The sequence below is a fragment of the Tsukamurella tyrosinosolvens genome, from assembly GCF_900104775.1.
GTDB classification, from domain to species: Bacteria; Actinomycetota; Actinomycetes; order Mycobacteriales; family Mycobacteriaceae; genus Tsukamurella; species Tsukamurella tyrosinosolvens.
In genome coordinates this window covers 3377115-3398571 of the sequence record NZ_FNSA01000003.1, presented here as the reverse complement: position 1 = coordinate 3398571, position 21457 = coordinate 3377115, and the positions used below count along the sequence as shown (strand labels likewise).

Genomic DNA, 21457 nt, shown 5'->3' with positions numbered 1-21457 from the left:
CACCGCTGCTTGAGGCGCGTTCCGGGCCCGAACGGACCCGGCACCGTCCGCCTCGGGGCCGGATGTGTGAAGCTTAGGAGGTGAGCACCATCCAAGTGGCCGACGTCGCGTTCGTCGCCGCCCACCCGAGTGCCGTGGCCGCCGCGATGGCGGGCGCGCAGCGGTGGCGCGGCTGGTTCCCCGACCTGCGACTGACCGTCACCGAGGACCGGGGCGACCTGGGCATCCGGTGGAAGGTCGACGGTGCCGTCACCGGCACCTCGGAGTTCTGGATCGAACCGCATCTCGACGGGAGCCTGCTCCACTACTTCCTGCACGCCGAGCCGACGTCGCCCATGACGCCCGAGCAGATCGTCGCCGATGTGCGCGAGCGCCGGGTCCACGGCCACGACGTGATGTTCGACGTGAAGTTCACGGCCGAGAACGGCCGCGTCCTGGGCGGTCCCGCCGCCGGGGAGGTGGAGCGTGTCTGACGCGGAGCGCACCCGCGAATCCATCGTCATCGCGGCGCCGCCCGAGCGCATCATGGCCGCGATCTCGGCGTTCGACCGCTACCCGGAGTGGGTCTCCGCGGCGCGCGAGGTCACCGTCCTCGAGACCACGTCCGACGGGCGGCCCCGGCGGGTACGGTTCGTGCTCGAAGAGGGATTCCTGCGCGACACCTACGAGCTCGAGTACCGCTGGGCACCGGGCGGCCGGTCCGTCGAGTGGGACCTGGCGGCGAGCACGCTGCAGAGCACCCAGCACGGCCGGTACGACCTCACCCCGACCGCCGACGGCGCCGGCACCACCGTCACGTACACGCTCGAGGTGACGCTGCAGATCCCGATGCTCGGGATGCTCCGCCGCAAGGCGGAGAAGGCGATCACCGACACCGCCCTCAAGGAGCTCAAGCGCCACGTCGAGGGCGAGTCGGCGGCCGAATCCTGATGTCCGGGGAGGGCACCGCGACCCGCCTGCTGCTGGTGTCCGGAGCCGGGGGAGCGGGACGGACGACGCTGGCGACCGCACTCGCGGCGCGCGCCGCCGGCCGCGGTCGCACGCTGCTCGTCACCGTCGGACGGGTCGTCGACCCGCTCCTCGTGGACGGGACCGGGCCGTTCGACCACGTGCACCTCAATCCCGTCGACCTGCTCGCCCAGTGGTGGGAGGGCCTGTCCGCCACCGTTCGCGCCGGCCGGGGCCTCGCCGGAGACGCCGCCGACGCCGCGAGCGCCGGGTTCGACCCCTTCGCGCTCGAGCCGCCCGAGCTGACGGGGCTCGCCGACGCGGAGCACGTCCTCGTGCTCCGCGCGATCGTCGGGCACGTGGAGTCGGGCGCGTACCGCACCGTCGTCGTCGACGGGCCCGCCTTCGACGGCCTCGTCTCGCTGCTCACGGCCCCCGCGTCGCTGGCGGCGTACCTCGAGCGGGTCTGGCCGCGGCACGTCCGGCTCTCGAGTCCCGCCACCGGGCCCGCCGCGGGGTCCCTCGCCGCGCTGCTGCTCGCCGAGCCCGTCGCGGGGCTCGCGGACCGGCTGTCCGCGTTCGTCGCCGACCGCTCGGCGCTCGCGCTGGTGCACGTCGTGACCGGTGACGCCGGCCGCGCCGCCCGGGCGCGGGAGGAGCTGGCCGCGCTCGAGGTGCTCGGGCTGCGCCCGGTCGCGCTGGTGCTCAACCGGCTGATCGACGTCGATGACCGGTTCGCGCTGGACCTGCCCCACCCGGCGGTGCGGCTGGTCCGGTCGCGGGTCGCCGGGCAGGACGACGCGCGGGAGGCCCTCGCCGAGGTGTCGACGGTCCTCGACCGCCCCGTCATCGAGGCCGCCGAGGCGGCCGATCCGGTGCTGACGCCCGCCGCGGCGGCCGCCGTGAGCTGGGACGCGGACGCGATCCTCGACGCGGAGCCCGCGGTCGTGCCCGTGCCGGACGTGCGGCCGACGGGCGGCGCCGGCCTCGACGCGCGGTACGAGTGGTCGGTCGCGCTGCCGCTGGTGGACCCCACCACGATCGGGCTCGGCCGGGTCGAGGAGGACGTCGTCGTCGAAGCCCAGGGTGTGCGGCGCCGGATCCGGCTACCGTCGGTGTTGCGTCGCTGCGTCGTTGCGGGCGCCACGTACGAGGAAGGGGAGTTGCGCGTGAGTTTCGTCCCCGACCCGGAGGTGTGGCCCCGTGGCTGATCCCACTCCGGACCCCTCCGAGGAGTTCCTGACCTCCGCGGCGCGCCTGTTCGAGACGGCGCGGCCGTGGATCGCCGCGGCGCTCGCCGAGCACTCGGCGCACCCCGACGGCGAGCCCGGCGCGTGCCGGCTGTGCGCGCTCGGCGGTGCCGTCGCCCGGCACATCGAGCCCTTCGCCGCCGAGGCCTCGAAGTCCTTGGGCCACTTCGCCGACGAGGTGCTGGCCGACCTGTTGCGACTCGCCGAGGAGCTGCTCGGCAGCGCGCGGATCGCCGCCGCGGCCGTCGCCGCCGACTACCTCGCCACCGTGGGCCACGAGCCGCCGGGGACCGCGGGAGCCGCGGACCCGGTCGCGCCCGACCATGCGGAGCCCGCGGCCCCCTCGTCGCAGGCCGGCGGCTACGAACGTATCGACATCCGGCTCTCGGCCCCCGGGGAGGACCAGCCTCAATGACGCTGACGATCGGCATCGACATCGGCGGCACCTCGGTCCGCGCGGGCGTCGTGACGGACGACGGCACCGTCGTCGACACGGCGCGGGCGGAGACGCCGCGCAGCGCCGCCGCGCTCGAACGCTGCCTCGACCGGGTGGTGCAGGAGCTGTGCGTCGAGCACGACGTGAAGGCCGTCGGCCTCGCCGTCGCGGGCTTCCTCGACCCCGCCCGGCAGCAGGTCGCGTTCGCGCCGCACCTGCCGTGGCGCGACGCCGCGGTGCCCGCCGAGATGACGAGGCGCATCGGCCTGCCCGTGATCATGGAGCACGACGCGAACTCCGCCGCGTGGGCGGAGTTCGTCCACGGGCCGGCGCGGCAGTCGAAGGTCACCTGCGTCGTGGCGCTCGGCACCGGCATCGGCGCGGGCCTGCTCATCGATGGGCAGCTCTACCGCGGCGCCTACGGTGTCGCGCCCGAGCTCGGCCACCTGCAGGTGGTGCCCGACGGCCGGCCGTGCGACTGCGGCAAGCGCGGCTGCTGGGAGCGGTACTGCAGCGGCACCGCCCTGGTGGAGACGGCGATCGACCTGATGGGGCCGAAGGGCTCGCGCGGCGTCCTGCTCGCGCGGGAGCTCGCCGATGATCCGGGGTCGCTGACGGGCCGCAAGGTGGCCGCCGCGGCGGAGGCCGGCGACCCCGTCGCGCAGGAGGCGGTGGGGGAGCTCGCCCGCTGGCTGGGCGTGGGCCTGGCGATGGTCAGCGACGTCTTCGACCCGGACCTGATCGTTCTCTCCGGCGGCGTCGGCGCCTCGTCGCGCCTGTTCCTCGACGACGCCCGGGATCAGTACGCGCAGCAACTCACGGGCGGCAAGTACCGCCGCAAGGCCCGCATCCGCGCGACGGAGCTCGGCGAACGCGCCGGCATGCTCGGCGCCGCAGCGCTCGCCCGGGACGCCGTGCGGGCCTGATCGCCCGGCGCGCGCCGCGCGCCGTCGGTAGAGTGAGGCGCAGCACGTCGGGTCGGGTATCAGGAGCAGGTCACATGTGGTGGATGGTCTTCAAGTGGGTTCTGATCGGACCCGTGCTGCGACTCCTGGGACGCCCGCGCGTGGTCGGCGTCGAGAACCTGCCGAAGGACGGCGCGGCGATCCTCGCGAGCAACCATCTCGCGGTGATGGACTCGTTCTTCCTGCCGCTCATGGTGCCCCGGCCCATCAAGTTCCTCGCCAAGAACGAGTACTTCACCGGGAAGGGCCTCAAGGGCGCGTTCAAGAAGTGGTTCTTCTCCTCAGTGGGCTGCATCCCGATCAAGCGCGGCAGCGCGAGCGCGGCGCAGGACGCGCTCGACGCCGGAGTCGGCGCGCTCCAGGACGGGCAGCTCCTCGGGCTGTACCCCGAGGGCACCCGCAGCCCCGACGGCCGGCTCTACAAGGGCAAGACGGGCATGGCCCGCATGGCGCTGGACACCGGCGCCCCGATCATCCCCGTCGCGATGGTGGACACCGAGAAGTTCAACCCGCCCGGTTCCACCCTGCCGCACCCGACGAAGGTGCAGATCCGCATCGGGAAGCCGCTCGACTTCTCCCGGTTCGAGGGGATGTCCGGCAACCGGTTCATCGAACGCGCCATCACCGACGAGGTCATGTACGAGCTGATGAAGCTCTCCGGCCAGGCGTACGTGGACGTCTACGCGCAGGACGTCAAGGACGGCGTGGTCGTCCCGGGCGAGGATCGCGAGGCCGGCGCCGCGTAGCCTGACTGCCCATGCGCTACTTCTATGACCTGGAATTCATTGAGGACGGCAGGGTCATAGACCTGGTCTCGATCGGCATCGTCGGCGAGGACGGGCGCGAGTACTACGCCGTCTCCACCGAGTTCGATCCGGAGCGGGCCGGGCCGTGGGTGCGCGCGAACGTGCTGCCCAAGCTGCCGCCCCCGGCGAGTAAGACCTGGCAGTCGCGCGCCGCGATCCGCGACGGGATCCTCGACTTCCTCACCGCCGGGCCGGGCGACATCGAGCTGTGGGCATGGGTCGCCGCCTACGATCACGTCGCGCTCTGCCAGCTGTGGGGCCCGATGACGGCGCTGCCGCGGTCCATGCCGCGGTTCACCCGCGAGCTGAAGCAGTTGTGGGACGAGCGGGGCCGGCCGCACCTGCCCCCGGCACCGTCGGACGCCCACGACGCGCTCGCCGACGCGCGCCACAACCTCGCGAAGTACCGGGCGATCACGGGCGGATAGCCCCGGCGTAATCTCTCTCACGTGGCAGTGAACTGGACCGTCGACGTCCCCATCGATACCCTCCCCAAGCTCCCGGCGCTCCCGGGTGACCTGCGCGAGCGCCTCGACGACGCGCTGGCGAAGCCGGCGCTGCAGCAGCCGAGCTGGCCGCGGGAGCAGGCGGACGCGATGCGCACGGTGCTCGAATCGGTGCCTCCGATCACCGTGCCGCCGGAGATCCAGTCGCTGCAGGACCAGCTGGCCGAGGTCGCCCTGGGCCGCGCCTTCCTGCTGCAGGGCGGCGACTGCGCCGAGACCTTCGTCGACAACACCGAGCCGCACATCGCCGCCAACATCCGCACCCTGCTGCAGATGGCGGTGGCGCTGACCTACGGCGCGTCGATGCCCGTGGTCAAGGTGGCGCGCATCGCCGGCCAGTACGCCAAGCCGCGCTCCTCGGACACCGACGCACTGGGCCTGACCAGCTACCGCGGCGACATGGTCAACGGCTTCCCGCCCGAGGAGGCCGTCCGCAAGCACGACCCGTCGCGCCTGATCCGCGCCTACGCCAACGCGAGCGCCGCGATGAACCTGGTGCGTGCGGTCACCGGTTCCGGCATGGCCGACCTGCACAAGGTGCACGAGTGGAACCGCGAGTTCGTCGCGAACTCGCCCGCCGGCGCCCGGTACGAGGCGCTCGCCGCCGAGATCGACGGCGGCCTGCGGTTCATGGCCGCGTGCGGCGTGGAGGACCGGAACCTCAAGTCCGCGACCATCTTCTCCAGCCACGAGGCGCTGGTGCTCGACTACGAGCGCGGCCTGCTGCGCCTGGCCGACGATCCCGAGGACCCCGAGGCCCAGCAGGTGCTCTACAACCTGTCGGCGCACTTCCTCTGGGTGGGGGAGCGCACCCGCCAGCTCGACGGTGCCCACATCGCCCTGATGGAGCTGATCCAGAACCCGATCGGCGTGAAGATCGGTCCGACGACCTCGCCCGAGCTGGCGGTCGAGTACGTGAAGAAGCTCGACCCGCACAACAAGCCGGGCCGGCTCACCCTGATCTCCCGCATGGGCAACGGCAACGTGCGCACCGCGCTGCCGCCCATCGTCGAGGCCGTCGAGGCGACGGGCCACAAGGTGATCTGGCAGTGCGACCCCATGCACGGCAACACCCACGAGTCCTCGACCGGCTACAAGACCCGCCACTTCGACCGCATCGTCGACGAGGTGCAGGGCTTCTTCGAGGTGCACCGCGCCATCGGCTCGCATCCGGGCGGCGTGCACGTCGAGCTCACGGGCGAGAACGTCACCGAGTGCCTCGGCGGCGCGCAGGACATCTCCGACGCCGACCTCGCGGGCCGCTACGAGACCGCCTGCGACCCGCGCCTGAACACCCAGCAGAGTCTCGAGCTGGCCTTCCTGGTCGCGGAGATGCTCCGGGGCTAGTCACACCGTGTAGCGGAGCTCCCGCGCGCCTTCAGTGACGGAGGGGGAGCCGTCGTCGCCGCAGGGCACGAGCGAGAGGGCGTCGCCCCGCGCGACGCCCATCCGGATGTCGGACAGCTCCCGCTGCGACCACGGCTCGCGGCGGAAGAACATGTCGTCGAGGCCCTTGACGAACCACGAGGCCGAGAACGCCAGGATGCCGACGACCTCGGCCACCCAGAGCGGGCCGAGGTGGAGCGGCAGCGTCGCGCCGGTGCGCGCCGCGAGCAGGCACAGCGCGCTGACGGCCACGATCGTCGCCGCGCACGCGAGGTGGAACCGCCACCCGGCCCGGTTGGACACCTGCGCGAGGAGGCTCCGGACCCGCCCGCTGCCCGGCGGGGCGATGGCCGGCCGCAGGAAGGGGTTCCTCCGGTCGTGCACCGCCGTGGTGACGCACATGAGCGCGAACATCGTGAACACCACGAGCGCCGCGATCGCGTGGACGAGGGCGGTCCTGTCCGCGCCGAAGGCGAGTTGGAGAGGCGTCGCGACCGGCGGCGCCGCGCCGGCACCGCACTCGCCCGCGGGGATCGGGCCGGGCAGCCGGGTGGGGAAGGCGGCGACGGCGATCGCCGCGACACCGGCGACGGTGCTCAGCGCGTTCGCGGCCGATCGCCGGTTGAGCTTGTAGGAGAACAGCAGGAAACCGACGATGCCGAGGCCGATGACGAAGATGTCCCGGGCCCCGGAGTGGTAGTAGACGCTGAGCGAATCGCGCACCCGCACGCAGTACTCGCCGGACGTGGCGAAGTCGACCGCGATGAGCGCGAACGGAAGCAGCAGCCCCACGGCGCCGCCGTAGAACCGGATGATGAGCAGCGACCGCACGGAGTTCGACTCCTCGATCGCCCGCCGGTCCTCGGCGGGCATGGTGTCCAGGGCGCAGCGCCGTCGCGCGCCGTTCGTCTCCGTCATCGCGACTCCCGTCCGCCGTACCGGCCCGCAGGTGCGGTCGTCCGGAGGCTAACAAGGCGCCGCGCGGAGTGCCCGGCTTCCCGATGACGCGGACCACAATCGACCGAATCGCCCACCGCGACATCGGCGTCCTGGGACCATGCCCCTATGGGTGCCTACGCCGACGAGTACCAGCGCAGCATGTCCGATCCGGAGGGGTTCTGGGCCGAGCAGGCCGCCGCGATCGACTGGATCAACCCGCCCACGCGGATCCTCGACGGTGCGGACGCGCCGCTGTACCGCTGGTTCCCGGACGCGGAGCTGAACACGTGTGTGAACGCGGTGGACCGGCATGTCGCGGCGGGGCGGGGCGATCAGCCGGCGGTGATCCACGACTCGGCGATCACGGGTGAGGTGCGGACCCTCACGTACGCGCAGCTGTTGGAGCGGGTCGCGAAGTTCGCGGGCGTGCTCAGCGGTCTCGGGGTGGGCAAGGGTGACCGCGTGGTGGTCTACCTGCCGATGATCACCGAGGCCGTGGTCGCGATGCTGGCGTGCGCGCGGATCGGGGCGGTCCACTCGGTGGTGTTCGGCGGCTTCGCGGCGCCGGAGCTCGCGGCCCGGCTCGACGACGCGCAGCCGAAGGCCATCGTCACCGCGTCGTGCGGGCTCGAGGGCAGCAAGGTGCTGCCGTACCTGCCGATCGTGCACGCGGCGATCGACGCGGCGACGGCGAAGCCGGACGCGGTGGTGGTGTGGCAGCGCCCGCAGCTGACGGCGGAACTGGGCCCGCGCGACCACGATTGGGCCGCGGCGGAGGCGGCGGCGCGGCCCGCCGACCCGGTCGCCGTGAAGGCCACGGACCCGCTCTACATCCTCTACACCTCCGGAACCACGGGGAAGCCGAAGGGCGTGGTGCGCGACAACGGCGGTCACGCCGTGGCGCTGGCCTACTCGATGCGGGCGATCTACGATGCGCACCCGGGCGAGGTGTGGTGGACGGCCTCGGACGTGGGCTGGGTCGTGGGCCACAGCTACATCGTCTACGCGCCGTTGCTGATCGGTGCCACGACGGTGGTCTACGAGGGCAAGCCGGTCGGCACCCCGGATGCGGGCGCCTTCTGGCGGGTGATCGAGCGGCACGGCGTGAGCAATCTGTTCACCGCGCCGACGGCGCTGCGCGCCATCCGCAAGGAGGACCCGGACGCCGAATTCCTCACCCGCTCCGACGTCTCCAGTCTGCGCACCCTGTTCATGGCGGGGGAACGGCTCGACCCGGACACCTACGAGTGGGCGGCGGCGAAGCTCGGCGTGCCGGTGATCGACCACTGGTGGCAGACGGAGACGGGCTGGCCCATCGCGGCCAACCTGCGGGGCGTGGAGCCGATGCCGGTCAAACCCGGCAGCGCCACGGTGCCGGTGCCCGGGTTCGGGGTGCGGATCGTCGACGACGCCGGGCAGGACGTGCCCGCGGGCGCCGAAGGCGCGGTGGTGATCTCGCTGCCGCTGCCGCCCGGCACGCTGCCGACGCTGTGGGGCGCCGACCAGCGCTACATCGACTCCTACCTGAGCACGTTCCCGGGCAACTACCTCACGGGCGACGGCGGCTACCTCGACGACGACGGCTACCTGTTCGTCATGGGCCGCACGGACGACGTGATCAACGTGGCCGGGCATCGGCTCTCGACCGGCGCGCTGGAGGCCGCCATCGCCGGGCACCCGGCGGTCGCGGAGTGCGCAGTGATCGGCGTGGCGGACCAGCTCAAGGGGCAGCTGCCGCGGGCGTTGGTGGCGCTCAAGGCCGGCGGCGACTGGGACCACGACGCGGTGCGCGCGGAGATCGTGCAGCAGGTGCGCGAGACGATCGGTGCCGTCGCCGCGCTCAAGGAGGTCGCGATCGTCGCGGCGCTGCCGAAGACCCGGTCCGGGAAGATCCTGCGGCGCAGCATGCGCGCCATCGCGGAGGGCCGCGACGAGGCGGTCCCGTCGACCATCGAGAACCCGGCCGTCCTCGACGACCTGCGCGGCGTGCTCCGCGGCTAGCCTCAGCGCTGCAGCAGCGGCGCGCTGCGGTAGCTCCACAGGCCGATCGTGCTCAGGGCGTCGCGGTAGATGCTGCGCAGCTCGTCCGTGGAGGGCGTCGCCAGCTCGGCGAGCGGCTTGTCCACGGCCGCCACGGAACTCACCGTGAACGTCGCGGGCAGGTTCTCCCGCGCCGCCAGCATCAGGTCGACGGCGCCGCGCCGCACGTGGCTCGCGGAGCTCACCACGATCGCGTGCTCGACCCGCTTCGTGGCGAGGACGTACGAGCTGTACAGCGCGTTCTCGACGGTCGTGCGCGCGAAGTTCTCGTCGGTGATCCGCGCGGCGTCGACGCCCCGCTCCACGAGCCAGTTCTTCATCAGCGCGCCCTCGGTCCTGCCGGCCTGCTCCACGCCGCCGGTCACCACGATCGGCGCCGCGGGCAGGGCGCGCGCGACATCCAGGGTCTTCTCCAGGCGCTGGATCAGCGGCGCGTCCATCGTTCCGTCCTTCTTCAGCGCGTAGCCGAGTACGACGATGCCGGTGGCCGGCGGGGCGATCCGTGGCGCGACGTCGGTGATCGGGGTGCGCACGGCACCGTCGATCGCGGCGAACAGCGCCTCGACCTCCGGTACCCGGTCGGGCGCGACCCGGCGCAGCTGCTCGACCTCCGCGGCCGAGCCGGCCGCGTCCCCGAGGAAGCGGTTCCACGCCGCCAGGTAGGTGTGCGCATCGTCGTCATCGGGCGCGAAGGTGAGGACCTTGCGGTAGAGCTCCACGGCGCCGGGCACGTTCTTCTGCGCGATCCGCGCCGACGCCGCGCTGAACAGCAGGTCGGCCCGGTACGGCGCGAGCGCGGAGGCCTCCAGCAGCTTCTGCTCGACGACGGCCATGTTGTCGACGGTCTTGTCGGTGTTGCCCGCGGTGGACGTGCGGGTGGGGTTGTCGAAGGCGTCCTTGGCCTCCGCGAGCAGCGTCGCGACCTGTGCGGCGACGCCGCGGGCGGCCGCGGAGGAGGAGGCCGCGGGGGAGGCCGGCGCACCGTCGGAGGAGTTCGACGTGCAGCCGGCGAGGGTGATCGCGCCGATCGCGGCGAGGGCGACCGCGCGGGTGAGAACGGAGGTCCGGTCCATGGGGCCCAGGCTATCCCGCCCGCCGGGGCCCCGCCGGGGATCAGTCCGCGCGCTGGGCGAGCTTGAGCAGGCGGCCGAGCAGTTCGTCGCCGGCGAGCTCGGTCTCCGCGGCGTCGCGGTCGCGGGCGGCCTCCGCGTCGTGCTCCCCGTGCACCTGCGTGTGCAGCTGTTCCATCCGCCGGTCCAGCTGCTCGGCGACGGCCGCGGCCGCCGAGAGCTCGTCCAGCAGGTGGGTGGGGACGGCACCGTCGTACTTGTAGAAGATCTTGTGCTCCAGGCTGGCCCAGAAGTCCATGGCGATGGTGCGGATCTGCAGTTCCACGGGCACGTGCACCGGGCCGGTGGAGAGGAAGACGGGGATCTCGACGATCGCGTGCAGGCTCTTGTAGCCGTTGGGCTTCGGCTCGGCGATGTAGTCCTTGACCACGACGACGCGGACGTCGTCCTGCGCGGTGATGGTGTCCAGGATCCGGTAGGTGTCGGCGATGAAGCTGCACGTGATCCGGATGCCCGCGATGTCGGTGATCGCCTCGCGGATCAGCGGCAGTTCCGGCGCGATGCCGCGGCGGGCGACCTTCTTGACGATGCTCTCGGGCTTCTTGATCCGCGAGGTGACGTGCTCGATCGGGTTGTACCGGTGCAGCTGCAGGAACTCCTCGCGGAGGATCGTGACCTTGGTGAGCACCTCCTTCACCGCGAACTGGTACTCCATGAGGAAGCGGGTCAGCTCGTCGCGCATGCGCCGCGCCTGCGCGAGCGTCGCGGCGTCCGGCACGTAGCCGGGTTCGAACGGTGCGGGGCTGCTCATCGACGGTCCCCGTGCGTCACGGCAGGGCCGTGACGGTCACCGTCGACCCGGCCTGCACGCGCGTGCCGCCGCCTGGGTCCTGCCAGATGACCTGCGACTTGTCCGAGGCGAAGATGCCGTTGACCTTCACCTGTAGCCCGGCGTCGCGCAGTACGGAGCGGGCCTGCCCGACGTTCATCCCGGTGACCGACGGGACCGTGACCCGGGAGGCCATCGTGACGGTGACGCGCTTGTTCGCGGGGTCGACGCGGCCGCCCGCGGACGGGCTCGTCGAGGTGACCACGGAGCCCGAGCCGGTCTCGCCCGTGAGCTCGGCGACGAGGCCCGCGCGCTGCAGCAGCTGCTGCGCCTCGGCCGCCGTCTTGCCGGTCACGTCCGGCACCGTCAGAGCGTTCGAGACGAGCAGCGTCACGCTGCCGCCCTTGTTCACCTGGCCCGACGGGTCGGTGCCGAAGACCTTCCCGGCCTCGGTCCCGGAGTCGAACTGCTGCGTGGTCTCCTTCACCGTCAGGCCGGCCGCCCGCAGCAGCGCCGTGGCCTCGTCGGGGGTCCGGCCGCGCACGTCGGGGATGTCGACGGGTTCGTTGCCGGCGGAGGCGACGACGGTCACCGTCGCGCCGACGGAAACGCGCGTGCCCGGCGTGGGCGAGAGGCCGATGACGCCGCCCTGCGCGATGTCGCGGCTGAACTGCGCCGGGCCGCGCTTGGGCACGAGGCCGTTGTCGCGCAGCTGCTTCTCGACGTTCTCCGGGCTGTCGCCGGGGCGGAACTGGGGGACCGTGGGCCGCCCCCGGGAGTACTCGATGGTGACGGTGCCGAACCTGCTGATCCGGCTGCCGGCCGACGGGTCGAGGCGGGTGATCGTGTCCTCGGTGATGTCGTTGCTGTAACTGCCCGCCAGCTCGACGTCGAGGCCGGCGTCCTTGATGGTCTTCTCCGCCGCGGGGCGGTCCATGCCGGTCACGTTGGGGACCGTCGTGTACTGCCCGGACGCCAGCCACCAGCCGCCGAAGGCGAGGAGCAGCGAGACCACGGCGATGAGCGCGACGATGATCCACGACTTCGCGCGGTTCTTCCGGGGCGGTGTCCACGGCTGTGCCGCGGTCTCGGGCGGCAGCGGCTCGTGCATGGTCTCGGCGCGGGTGTGCTGGACCGGGGTGGGCGGCACGGCGGGCTGCGCGAGGGTCGGCGCCGGTGTCGCGGGCGGGGCGCCCGGCACCGCCTGTCCGGGCCGGTTCGCGCCCGGCAACGGCTGGCCGGGCATGAGCGCGCCGGTGGGCTCCGCCGCGGCGGGGATCAGCGGCTCGCCGCGCTGCGCGTACATGGCGGCCGCGGCGCGCTGCTCCGCGCTCGACTGGGGCGCGGGCACCGTGAACGGTGGCAGGTCGAGGTCCTCGGCGATGGCGCTCAGCGCCTCGGCCATCGCGAAGCCGTCGGCGTAGCGGCGCGCCGGGTCGCGGTCGGTGGCGCGGGCGACGAACTCGTCGAACTCCGGCGGCACGCCGGCGATGGCGGCGCCGGGCCGCGGGACGTCGTTGTGCAGGCGCTGGTAGGCCAGCGAGATCGCGGTGTCGCCGGTGAAGGGCACCTGGCCGGTGAGCAGCTCGTAGACGAGGATGCCGCTGGAGTAGACGTCGGAGCGGGCGTCGGCGTTGCCGGATTCCACCTGCTCGGGCGAGAGGTAGGCGGCCGTGCCGAGGATCACCGACGAACTGGTCACCGACGCCGCCGCGATGGCGCGGACGAGGCCGAAATCGGCGACCTTGACCTCGCCGCCGTCGGAGATGAGGACGTTCTCGGGCTTCACGTCGCGGTGCACCAGGCCGGCGCGGTGCGCGGTGCCCAGCGCGGTGAGCACGGGGCCCATGACGGCGGCCACCGCGTGCGGCGGCATCGGGCCGCGCTCGCCGAGCAGCTCGCGCAGCGTGCCGCCGGTGACCAGCTCCATCACGAGGAAGGCCAGCTCACCGTCGACGCCCTGGTCGTAGACGGCGACGAGGCCGGGGTCCTTGAGCTTGGCGACGGCGCGGGCCTCGAACTCGAAGCGGGAGACGAACTGGGCGTCGGCCGCGTACTTCGGGTCCATCACCTTGATCGCGATGGGCCGGTCGAGCCGCAGGTCGAGACCCATGTACACGGTGGACATGCCGCCGCGCGCGATCACCGCATCGATGCGGTAGCGGCCCTCGATGCGGGCACCGATCAGCCGGTCGCGCGGGGTGTTCACCTTCTCCGGGTCCTCTCGATGAGTGCGGGTGTCGACAGTTCAGCCTAGCGACCCCGGGGGTGGAAGGGCCGAATCCGCGGCCTCGGTACAGTGTGACGGTGAGCTCCGTCCCCTATCTCAGCGACGATCTGCTGCCCGAAGGCACCGCCACGTACAACCTCGCCACGGTTGCGAAGGGCCTCGGCGTGTCGCAGTCGAAGGTGCTGCAGCTGCTGCGCGATCGCCAGCTGATCGCCGTCCGGCGCGGCGGCGACTTCCACGTCCCGCGGCTGTTCTTCGGCGAGGTCGACGGGCGCTTCTCCATCGCCAAGCACTTCACCGGGCTGCTCAGCGTGCTCCGCGACGGCGGCTTCGACGAGGAGGAGATCCTGCGCTGGCTGTTCGAGCCGCAGGAGGACCTGGGCGCCCCGCCCGCCGAGCTGCTGCACACCGACTCTGCGCGCGAGATGATCCGCCGCGCGCAGTCGATGGCGTTCTAGCGGCGCCCGGATCCGACCGGCGCGGCACGACGGAACTCCGCGTTCGCGGGCATCGGAGATCGAGTGTGTTCCTCCTCGTAGGATATGCGGATATTGCTAACCGGATATGTGCAGTTCAGAGTGTATTTCTGCTTCGTGGGATATGTCGATCCTGCATAGCGCCGGGGCTCATGACAGGGCGTCGACGACCGCGCGCGCCTGCGGCCTCACGTCCGGCCTGTTCAGCAACTCGACCCGCCGGCCCCGCGACCACAGTCGCACAGGGACGGCCTCGAACCCCTCGAGGCGCGGCCCCGTCACCACGGCGACGGCGAGATCGGACTCGCCCGAGCGCAGGGCTTCGACCGGGTCGTCCACGATGCGGTACTCGATCTGCAGCTCGTGTTCCCGGTTCCACCGCGCGACCGCGCCCTCGAGGTGATCGGGGAGGCCGATCTCCGCGGTGCGGCAGAGGGTGACGGACTGCTGCGCGGTCCCGCTCAGCGCGCTCAGTTCGTCGATGTCCGCGACGATCCGTTCGATGATCGCGAGCGCCGGGAGACCGGCCGGCGCCGGTGAGGCGCCGCCCGGCCCGCGCTCGAACAATGCGAACCCCAGCGTGCGTTCGGTCGCGGCGACGTACCGCGTCACGGTGGACTGCGCGATCCCGTGCGCGCGTGCGGCCATGTTCATGCTGCGCGTCCGGGCCACCGTCGCGACCACCCGGAACCGCTCGATATCCGACATGTCCGGACGGTAGCCCCGGGCACCGACATGTCGGAGAACGAGGTGTCGGGCGGGTGCGGTGATGCTCGGCGCCCCGGCACTCGCGGGGCCGCGCGCAGGACCGACCGTGCCGCGCTCGGAGCGCCGAGCGATGCTCGGTATGCCGAATCCGCAGAGCTCCATGTCGTCGCGACACTCTGACCTGCGTATTCACGGTATACCGAAACTGCATAGCTCGTTCGACGCGACACGTCACCACTTCCGGCGTGGCAGATCCGTTTCTGCGCCCGCCCGCTCTCGGGAGCTCGCGTCTACACCGCGGGGGCCAGGCCGAGCTTCGGCCGCACCTTGAGCGGGTCCGGGCCGAGCAGCGACCAGCCCGCCAGCGCGCCGAGGGCGACCGCGAGGGCGACGTTCCAGAGCGAGTAGAGGCCGATGGAGCCGGTCGGCATGAACACGACCATGAGCCACACCGACAGGCCCGCGATGATCGCCAGCGTCCGCCGCGACCACGTGAACGCGCCCGCCACGGCCAGCGGCCACGTGTAGTACCAGGGTAGCGACGCGGGGGAGAGCACGCACACGGCGAGCAGCCCCAGCAGGATGCCCATGACGTTGCGCCGCTCGTTCTGCCGGAATCGCCACCACAGCACCACCAGGGTCAGCGCGAGCAGCACGATGCCCAGGGCGCGGGTCACCACGAGGATGGGCGCGAGGTGCAGGTCGGTGAACGGGGCGGCGAGGAACGCGGTGATCTGCGCGAGCGCGGTCGGCAGGGTGATGTAGTTGATGATCTTGATCGATCCGGCGAGCGCCGTCATCCAGCCCAGCCCCACGCCCGCGATGACGGTGAACGCCGCGAACAGGGCGACGAAGACTCCCACGGAGGCGGCCAGCACCGTGCCGAAGGCCTTCGCCGTCGACTCCTCCGGGTTCGCCTCGCGCCGGTGATGGAACCAGATCCAGACCACGAAGGGCAGCGCGATCGCGGCGGTGCCCTTGACGGCGACCGCGGTCACGATCACCGCGACCCCGAACAGGTGCTGCCGGTCGAGCACCATCGCGATGCCCGCCACCATGAGGCCCACCATGAGCGCCTCGTTGTGCACGCCGCCCACGAGGTGCACGATCACCAACGGGTTGAGCACCGCGAACCACAGCGACACCGCCGGCTTCGCCCCGAAGTGCCGGGCCAGCTTCGTCACGCCCCACACCGACAGCGCGATGCCCGGCAGCATGGCGAACCGCAGCGCGATGACGCCGGCGAGCACGTTGTCGCCGCACAGTTGCGTGATCCACTTCGCGATGAGGATGAACAGCGGGCCGTACGGCGCGGTGGTGGTGGTCCAGATGCCGCTCACGTCGTCGAGGAGGCCGTTCGGGTTCACGACGGGGCCGTCGACGTACGGGTCGAAGCCGTCGCGCAGCAGCGCGCCCTGCGCGAGATAGGAGTACGCGTCGCGCGAGTACAGGGGCACGGCCACGAGCAGGGGAGCGATCCACAGGCCGACGGTGCCGGCGACCTGCGAAACCTCCAGCCGTCCGCCGAGCGCGGCGCGGCCGAGCCGGATCCACGCGATCACCAACAGCGCGATCCCGGTCCAGAACAGGATCGAGCTCAGCACCAGGCCGTGGCCGAAGCGCAGCCACGACAGGTGGGCAGCTTCGAGGGTGGTGTCGTGCACGCGGATCGCGCCCGCGCCGAAGCTGCCCAGGGTCGTCAGGACGGCGCCGAGGAGCCCGAGCAGGGCGGGACGGCCGTCGCTGGACCGCAGGAACGTGCTGTAGCCGCGCAGCGCGGACTGAACTGATCCGGACATCCCCGCCAGTCTAGGCGGCGCGCACCGTCAGGCCAGCCCCGCGTACACGGCGACCGGGCCCCCCTCGAGGACGTGCACGGCGACGGGGGTCTCGAAGATCTCGGTGAGCAGCTCGCCGGTCATGATCTCCGACGGTGCGCCCGACGCCGCGATCGCGCCGTTCTTCAGCGCCACGATGCGGTCGGAGTAGGCGGCGGCGAAGTTCAGGTCGTGCACCACCAGGATGATCGTCTTGCCCAGCTCGTCGGCCGCGCGGCGCAGGCGACGCATCATGCCCACCTGGTGGCGCATGTCGAGGTTGTTCAGCGGCTCGTCCAGCAGGATCACGTCGGTGTCCTGCGCCAGCGTCATCGCCACGTACGCGCGCTGGCGCTGCCCGCCGGAGAGCTCGTCGAGGAACCGGTCGGCGAGCTCCGTCAGGCCCAGGAAGCCCAGGGCCTCGTCGACGTGCCGCACGTCGTCGGCGGTCATGCGGCCCTTGGTGTGCGGGAACCGGCCGAAGGCGACGAGGTCGCGCACCGTCAGGCGGGCGTTGACGCCGTTCTCCTGCCGGAGGATGGCGAGCTTGCGCGCGACCTCCGTCGGCTTCATGGAGCGGATGTCGGTGCCCTCGAGCAGCGCCGTGCCGGAGTCCGGGGTCAGGAGGCGGCCCAGGATGGTGAGCAGCGTCGACTTCCCGGCGCCGTTCGGCCCGACGAGCGCGGTGACGCCGCCGCGGGTGAACTCCCCGGAGACCGGGCCCAGCACGACGGTCTCGGCGTAGGTCTTGGTGAGGTCCGTGAACGCGATCGCGGGGATCGTCTCGGTCAGGTTCTGGGTCACATCGTCCCCCTTCGGCGGAACAGCATGGCGAGGAACAGGATTCCGCCGACGAACTCGATGATCACCGTGAGCATCCCGTTGGCGTAGAAGATGTTGTGCAGGATGAACTGCCCGCCGGCGAGCATGATCACGCCGATCAGGAAGGCCATCGGCAGCGTCGCGCGGTGCCGCCAGTCGCCCGCCAGCTGGTAGGCGAGCGTGGCGATGATGAAGCCGAAGAACATCATCGGTCCCACGAGCGCCGTGCTGATCGAGACGAGGACGGCGATGAGGACCAGCGCCAGCGTGAGCTCGCGCTGGTGGTTCACGCCGAGTCCCATCGCGGGATCGCGGCCCAGCAGCAGGACGTCGAGCACGCGGCGTCGCCGCCACACGATGACGCCCACCACGATGCACGCGACGGCGGCGATCGGCAGCAGGTCGGCGTTCACTGCGGTGAGCCGGCCGTAGAGCTTGATCGACAGTGCGTCGAACTCGGTGGGGGAGAGCAGGCGCTGCAGGAACTCGGCGAACGCGCGGAAGGCCAGGCCCAGAACGACGCCCGCCAGCAGCAGCAGGAACAGGCTCGCGAAGCGGCCGGAGAACAGCCAGCCGTAGAGCACGGCGGCGAACATCACCATGGCCGCGGTCTGGGCGACGAACTGCGGCACGGAGTCCCCGTTGTCGACGAACTTGCCGCCCACGATGTAGACGCCCACGGTCTGGATCAGCACGTACAGCGAGTCCAGCCCGATGATCTGCGGCGTCAGGATCCGGTTGTGCGTCACGGTGTGGAAGAGCACCGTCGAGAGGGCGCCGCAGAACGCGGCGATGAGGATGGCGGTGGCGGTGCGCAGGCGCCGCTCGAAGGACAGGCCGAACTGGAAGTCCCAGCGCAGCACGTCGTCCGCGCCGGTGCGCATCAGCAGGTACACGGCCAGGCACGCCGTGGCGAGCGCGGCGGCGATCGCCATCCGGGCGCGCCAGCCCACGCGGCTCGTACTCCCGGCCACCGCGGGAGCCGAGACGGCCTCAGAGAGCGACACGGTTCCTCCTGGTGAGCAGGATGGACAGGAAGGTGACGGCGCCGACCACCCCCATGATCACGGACACGGGGATCTCCATGGGCCGCACGACGACCCGGCCGATGAGGTCGCAGCCGACGATCAGAACAGTCGCGAGCACCGCCACCCAGGGGAGCCCGCTGCGCACGTCGTCGCCGCGCAGCGCGCTGATGATGTTCGGCACCACGAGGCCGAGGAAGGGGATGAAGCCGACGACGACGCTGGTGACGCCGGAGGCCAGCGCGACCATGGTGACGCCGATGCCCATCGTGAGGCCGTACCGCAGGCCGAGCGAGGTCGCGACGTCCTTGCCGAGCCCCGCGATGGTGAAGTAGTTCGCGAGCAGGAAGGTCGCGACCGCGATGATGGCGACCGCCCACAGCGGCTCGTAGAAGCCGCGGACGATGTGCGCGAAACCGCCGGAGCGCCAGCTCACCACGGCCTGCAGCAGGTTGGCGCCGATCGCCAGGTAGGTGGTGATGGCGCTGACCACGGCGCCCAGCATGAGGCCGACGAGCGGCACGATCGCGGAGCGGCGGGCGCGGATCCGGGAGATGAAGCCGAGGAAGACGAGGGTGCCCAGGAAGGCGGTCGCCGTGGCGGCGACCATCCGGACCATGGGCGACGCACCCGGGATGTAGAGCATGCACAGCAACACGCCCAGGCCCGCCCACTCGGCGGTGCCGGCGGTGGTCGGCTCGACGAACCGGTTCTGGGTGAGTCGCTGCATGATCACGCCGGAGAAGCTCATGGCGAGGCCCGCGAAGACCAGGGCCGCGGTGCGCGGGACGCGGGAGATGAAGAACATCCGCCACATCTCCTCGTCGCCGGCGAGGAGCCCGGCGAGGGTGATGTGGTACTCGCCGGTCATCAGCGAGGCGAACAGGAGAGCCACGCACGCGAGCGCGAGGAGGGGGAGCGTGACGCGACCCAGGCGGGTCCCCGTCCGGGGACCCGCCTGGGGCGGTGCGTCGGTGTCGGTCGTCGTCACTTCTTAGCGGCGAAGGCCTCGGCCAGCTTGGCGTAGTTCTCGCCGTAGTCCTGGATTCCCTCGCGGATGTAGAAGTCGTTGTCCAGGTAGAAGATCCGGTCCTTCTGCTGGAACTCCACGTTCGCGAACGCCTGCTGCGCCTTGAAGGTCTCGGCCGCGGTCTGCGGCTTGCTGCCGTCGGTCGGCGGGACGGCGGCGTCGCGGTCCATGACGATGACCCACTGCGGGTTCGCCTGCGCGATGGCCTCCGGCGTCAGGCCCGAGTTGGTGTGGTGATCGCCGGCCTGGCCGCCGAAGACGTCCTTGAGGTTCAGCGGGGCGATGAACGGCTGCATGCGCTTGGCGCCGTTGTCGATCTTGCCGCCGTTGACGATCGAGAGGAAGACGCTCTGGCCGGTGGCCTGCGCCTTCGCCGCGTCGAGGCTCTTGTCGAAATCGGCGACGATCTGCTTGGCCTGCTCGTCCTTGCCGAAGATCTTGCCGAGGGTGATGGTCGAATCGCGCATGGTCTCGACGCGGCCCTTGGGCGCGCCGTCCTCGGCGGCGATGTCGATGAAGGCGGCGCCGGTCTTCTCGGCGATCTTCTTGATGTCGCCCTCGGCCTTCGCGAAGCGGTAGCCGCCGATGATGAGATCGGGCTTGACGTCCTCGATGACGTCGAGCTTCGGCTCCGCGTGGGTGCCCGTGTCCTTGATGTCCGCGTTGGAGATCCAGTCGCCCAGCACGCTCTTGGCGAACAGGCCCTTGGGGATCGCGACCGGGGTCACGCCCATGGCCTTCACGGTCTCCGCGCTCGTGTTGTCGAGGACCACGACCCGCTTCGGGTTCTTGGGGACCTGGACGTCGCCCTTGTTGGTGCTGACGGTGATCTTCTCGCCGCTGGCGGGCTTGTCCTCATCGGCGCTGGTGGTGGAGCAGCCGGCGAAGACGAGGCCGGTCGCCATCAGCGCGGCCGCGACGGGCGCGGCCTTGCGGAAGCGGGTGAACATGCGGGGGTGACTCCATTCTCGTTCTTGCTTCAAGACGGGCACCGTAAGCCGTAGGTAAAGAGGCTTAGGTAAACGGAACCATACCCAGGGGTGGCTAGGTTTGCCTAACTCTGCTGATCGCGATCAGGCCGCGCGGTCCACGAGGACCGCCGCGAGCCCGGCCAGGACGGGCCGCGCACCGTCGTCGATCGGCGCCTCCGCCAGGGCGGACGTCGCGCGGGCGGTGAGCTCCTCGACCCGCGCCTGCATGGCCGACGGTGCCCCCGTCTCCCGCAGCGCGGCGCGGGCGCGCTCGACGCCCGCGTCGTCGAGGTCGGTGCCGACGAGGCCGCGCAGCTCGGCCGCGGCGTCACCGCCGGTGGCGAGGGCGTGCGCGAGCATCGGCGTGTGCTTCCCGGAGCGCAGGTCGTCGCCCGACGGCTTGCCCGTCACGGCCGGATCGCCGAACGCGCCCAGCAGGTCGTCGCGCAGCTGGAACGCGACGCCCAGGTCCACGCCGATCTCCCGCAGCGCCGCGATCGCGGCGTCGGACGCCCCGGCCAGCGCCGCGCCCACGTGCAGCGGCCGCTCCACGGTGTAACCCGCGGTCTTGAACCGGACCACGCGCTCCGCGGCGTCCTCCGACTCGTCGCGGGAGGCCTCGCTCACGATGTCCAGCAGTTGGCCGCCGAGCACTTCGGTGCGCATGGCAGCCCACGCGCGCGCGGCCCGCAGGTAGCGCTCGGGCGCGAGGCCGGCACCGAGGAACATGTCGTCGGCCCAGGCCAGCGCCAGGTCGCCGAGCAGGATCGCCGTCGCCTCGCCGAACTTCTCCGACGAACCAGACCAGCCGCGCTCGGCGTGCAGCTGCGCGAACTCGCGGTGGGTGGTGGGGAAGCCCCGTCGGGTCAGCGAGGCGTCGATGATGTCGTCGTGGATCAGGGCGCACGCCTGGACGAACTCGAGCGACGCGCAGGCCCGCAGCGCCGACCGCGCGACGTCGCCGGCGGCCTCGCCGCCGCCCGCCAACCACCCCGCCCAGGCGAAGGCGGGGCGAATACGCTTACCGCCGCGCAAAACGAAGCGCTCCAGCCCTGCGGTGGCCTCCGTGAACACCGGACCGACGGGTTCGACCAGGTCACGGCGCTCATCGAGGAAGGATTCGAGCGCCGGCTGCACGGCCGCCGCGATGTCCTGGAGGGAGGTCTGAGGCGGGGCGACGGGCAGCGTCATACCTGGAAATCT

Annotated in this window: 21 protein-coding genes; 10 read left to right on the top strand and 11 right to left on the bottom strand. The window is 71.7% G+C overall.

Translation table 11 applies throughout. The annotated features are described in order from the left end of the window. The first annotated feature begins 80 nt into the window (after positions 1 to 80). From BLW32_RS18810 to BLW32_RS18775, 8 genes are all read left to right on the top strand, one after another. Complete coding sequence (locus BLW32_RS18810; protein ID WP_068521018.1) at positions 81 to 473, top strand: hypothetical protein; 393 nt, start codon at positions 81 to 83, stop codon at positions 471 to 473. Further along, positions 466 to 930: an SRPBCC family protein gene (locus tag BLW32_RS18805; protein ID WP_074850709.1), complete on the top strand. Its 465-nt coding sequence runs from the start codon at positions 466 to 468 to the stop codon at positions 928 to 930. The genes BLW32_RS18810 and BLW32_RS18805 overlap by 8 nt, the downstream gene beginning before the upstream one ends. Continuing rightward, positions 930 to 2159, top strand: coding sequence for an ArsA family ATPase (locus BLW32_RS18800; protein WP_068739193.1), 1230 nt, complete (start codon positions 930 to 932; stop codon positions 2157 to 2159). The genes BLW32_RS18805 and BLW32_RS18800 overlap by 1 nt, the downstream gene beginning before the upstream one ends. Further along, positions 2152 to 2613 carry a hypothetical protein gene (locus BLW32_RS18795; RefSeq protein WP_068739191.1) on the top strand — a complete coding sequence of 154 codons (462 nt, stop codon included), beginning with the start codon at positions 2152 to 2154 and terminating at the stop codon, positions 2611 to 2613. Before BLW32_RS18800 ends, BLW32_RS18795 begins: the two co-directional genes overlap by 8 nt. Continuing rightward, a complete protein-coding gene (locus tag BLW32_RS18790; protein ID WP_068739189.1) occupies positions 2610 to 3560 on the top strand; it encodes an ROK family protein in 951 nt (316 codons plus the stop codon). Before BLW32_RS18795 ends, BLW32_RS18790 begins: the two co-directional genes overlap by 4 nt. Positions 3561 to 3634: 74 nt before the next feature. Beyond that, positions 3635 to 4345, top strand: coding sequence for a lysophospholipid acyltransferase family protein (locus BLW32_RS18785; protein ID WP_068521010.1), 711 nt, complete (start codon positions 3635 to 3637; stop codon positions 4343 to 4345). Between the two features lie 11 nt (positions 4346 to 4356). Beyond that, positions 4357 to 4833 (top strand): polyadenylate-specific 3'-exoribonuclease AS, encoded by a 477-nt coding sequence (locus BLW32_RS18780; RefSeq protein WP_068739187.1) that lies wholly within the window; start codon positions 4357 to 4359, stop codon positions 4831 to 4833. Positions 4834 to 4860: 27 nt separating this feature from the next. Further along, entirely contained in the window at positions 4861 to 6258 is a 1398-nt protein-coding gene (locus tag BLW32_RS18775) for a class II 3-deoxy-7-phosphoheptulonate synthase (protein WP_068521006.1), read from the top strand. Here the strand turns inward: BLW32_RS18775 and BLW32_RS18770 are convergent, their stop codons facing one another. Further along, the gene (locus BLW32_RS18770; RefSeq protein ID WP_068739185.1) at positions 6259 to 7215 is read right to left on the bottom strand and encodes a DUF998 domain-containing protein; all 957 of its coding nucleotides are present in this window, start codon (positions 7213 to 7215) and stop codon (positions 6259 to 6261) included. A gap of 147 nt (positions 7216 to 7362) precedes the next feature. Here BLW32_RS18770 and BLW32_RS18765 point away from each other — a divergent pair, with 147 nt between their 5' ends. After that, positions 7363 to 9237 carry an acetate--CoA ligase gene (locus BLW32_RS18765; RefSeq protein WP_068739184.1) on the top strand — a complete coding sequence of 625 codons (1875 nt, stop codon included), beginning with the start codon at positions 7363 to 7365 and terminating at the stop codon, positions 9235 to 9237. A gap of 2 nt (positions 9238 to 9239) precedes the next feature. Here BLW32_RS18765 and BLW32_RS18760 read toward each other — a convergent pair whose 3' ends face one another. The 3 genes from BLW32_RS18760 to pknB are packed head-to-tail and all read right to left on the bottom strand — an operon-like array spanning position 9240 to position 13384. Continuing rightward, a complete protein-coding gene (locus BLW32_RS18760; protein ID WP_068739182.1) occupies positions 9240 to 10349 on the bottom strand; it encodes a YdcF family protein in 1110 nt (369 codons plus the stop codon). Between the two features lie 40 nt (positions 10350 to 10389). Then, positions 10390 to 11157: a GTP pyrophosphokinase gene (locus BLW32_RS18755; protein ID WP_068739180.1), complete on the bottom strand. Its 768-nt coding sequence runs from the start codon at positions 11155 to 11157 to the stop codon at positions 10390 to 10392. 16 nt (positions 11158 to 11173) lie between these two features. Then, the gene (gene pknB / locus BLW32_RS18750) at positions 11174 to 13384 is read right to left on the bottom strand and encodes a Stk1 family PASTA domain-containing Ser/Thr kinase (RefSeq protein WP_068520997.1); all 2211 of its coding nucleotides are present in this window, start codon (positions 13382 to 13384) and stop codon (positions 11174 to 11176) included. Between the two features lie 98 nt (positions 13385 to 13482). Between pknB and BLW32_RS18745 the strand changes: the two genes are divergently transcribed. Continuing rightward, positions 13483 to 13863, top strand: coding sequence for an Rv2175c family DNA-binding protein (locus tag BLW32_RS18745; RefSeq protein WP_068523178.1), 381 nt, complete (start codon positions 13483 to 13485; stop codon positions 13861 to 13863). A gap of 168 nt (positions 13864 to 14031) precedes the next feature. Here BLW32_RS18745 and BLW32_RS18740 read toward each other — a convergent pair whose 3' ends face one another. From BLW32_RS18740 to BLW32_RS18710, 7 genes are all read right to left on the bottom strand, one after another. Then, positions 14032 to 14589, bottom strand: coding sequence for a LysR family transcriptional regulator (locus BLW32_RS18740; protein ID WP_068739178.1), 558 nt, complete (start codon positions 14587 to 14589; stop codon positions 14032 to 14034). Between the two features lie 290 nt (positions 14590 to 14879). After that, the gene (locus BLW32_RS18735) at positions 14880 to 16388 is read right to left on the bottom strand and encodes an alpha-(1->6)-mannopyranosyltransferase A (protein WP_068739176.1); all 1509 of its coding nucleotides are present in this window, start codon (positions 16386 to 16388) and stop codon (positions 14880 to 14882) included. Positions 16389 to 16415: 27 nt separating this feature from the next. Next, the gene (locus BLW32_RS18730) at positions 16416 to 17210 is read right to left on the bottom strand and encodes an iron ABC transporter ATP-binding protein (protein ID WP_231857273.1); all 795 of its coding nucleotides are present in this window, start codon (positions 17208 to 17210) and stop codon (positions 16416 to 16418) included. Beyond that, on the bottom strand, positions 17207 to 18235 hold the full coding sequence (locus BLW32_RS18725; RefSeq protein WP_173677335.1) for an iron chelate uptake ABC transporter family permease subunit: 1029 nt from the start codon (positions 18233 to 18235) through the stop codon (positions 17207 to 17209). The genes BLW32_RS18730 and BLW32_RS18725 overlap by 4 nt, the downstream gene beginning before the upstream one ends. Then, complete coding sequence (locus BLW32_RS18720) at positions 18222 to 19187, bottom strand: ABC transporter permease (protein ID WP_068739682.1); 966 nt, start codon at positions 19185 to 19187, stop codon at positions 18222 to 18224. The genes BLW32_RS18725 and BLW32_RS18720 overlap by 14 nt, the downstream gene beginning before the upstream one ends. 53 nt (positions 19188 to 19240) lie before the next feature. Continuing rightward, positions 19241 to 20233, bottom strand: coding sequence for an ABC transporter substrate-binding protein (locus BLW32_RS18715; RefSeq protein WP_068739172.1), 993 nt, complete (start codon positions 20231 to 20233; stop codon positions 19241 to 19243). Between the two features lie 123 nt (positions 20234 to 20356). Continuing rightward, the gene (locus BLW32_RS18710; RefSeq protein WP_068739170.1) at positions 20357 to 21445 is read right to left on the bottom strand and encodes a polyprenyl synthetase family protein; all 1089 of its coding nucleotides are present in this window, start codon (positions 21443 to 21445) and stop codon (positions 20357 to 20359) included. Positions 21446 to 21457 lie beyond the last annotated feature (12 nt).

Coding starts and splice junctions, on each gene's coding strand:
- BLW32_RS18740 (WP_068739178.1), bottom strand. CDS start 14,589: ATGTCGGATATCGAGCGGTTCCGGGTGGTCGCGACGGTGGCCCGGACG.
- BLW32_RS18780 (WP_068739187.1), top strand. CDS start 4,357: ATGCGCTACTTCTATGACCTGGAATTCATTGAGGACGGCAGGGTCATA.
- BLW32_RS18755 (WP_068739180.1), bottom strand. CDS start 11,157: ATGAGCAGCCCCGCACCGTTCGAACCCGGCTACGTGCCGGACGCCGCG.
- BLW32_RS18715 (WP_068739172.1), bottom strand. CDS start 20,233: ATGTTCACCCGCTTCCGCAAGGCCGCGCCCGTCGCGGCCGCGCTGATG.
- BLW32_RS18735 (WP_068739176.1), bottom strand. CDS start 16,388: ATGTCCGGATCAGTTCAGTCCGCGCTGCGCGGCTACAGCACGTTCCTG.
- BLW32_RS18760 (WP_068739182.1), bottom strand. CDS start 10,349: ATGGACCGGACCTCCGTTCTCACCCGCGCGGTCGCCCTCGCCGCGATC.
- BLW32_RS18800 (WP_068739193.1), top strand. CDS start 930: ATGTCCGGGGAGGGCACCGCGACCCGCCTGCTGCTGGTGTCCGGAGCC.
- BLW32_RS18765 (WP_068739184.1), top strand. CDS start 7,363: ATGGGTGCCTACGCCGACGAGTACCAGCGCAGCATGTCCGATCCGGAG.
- BLW32_RS18785 (WP_068521010.1), top strand. CDS start 3,635: ATGTGGTGGATGGTCTTCAAGTGGGTTCTGATCGGACCCGTGCTGCGA.
- BLW32_RS18710 (WP_068739170.1), bottom strand. CDS start 21,445: ATGACGCTGCCCGTCGCCCCGCCTCAGACCTCCCTCCAGGACATCGCG.
- BLW32_RS18770 (WP_068739185.1), bottom strand. CDS start 7,215: ATGACGGAGACGAACGGCGCGCGACGGCGCTGCGCCCTGGACACCATG.
- BLW32_RS18790 (WP_068739189.1), top strand. CDS start 2,610: ATGACGCTGACGATCGGCATCGACATCGGCGGCACCTCGGTCCGCGCG.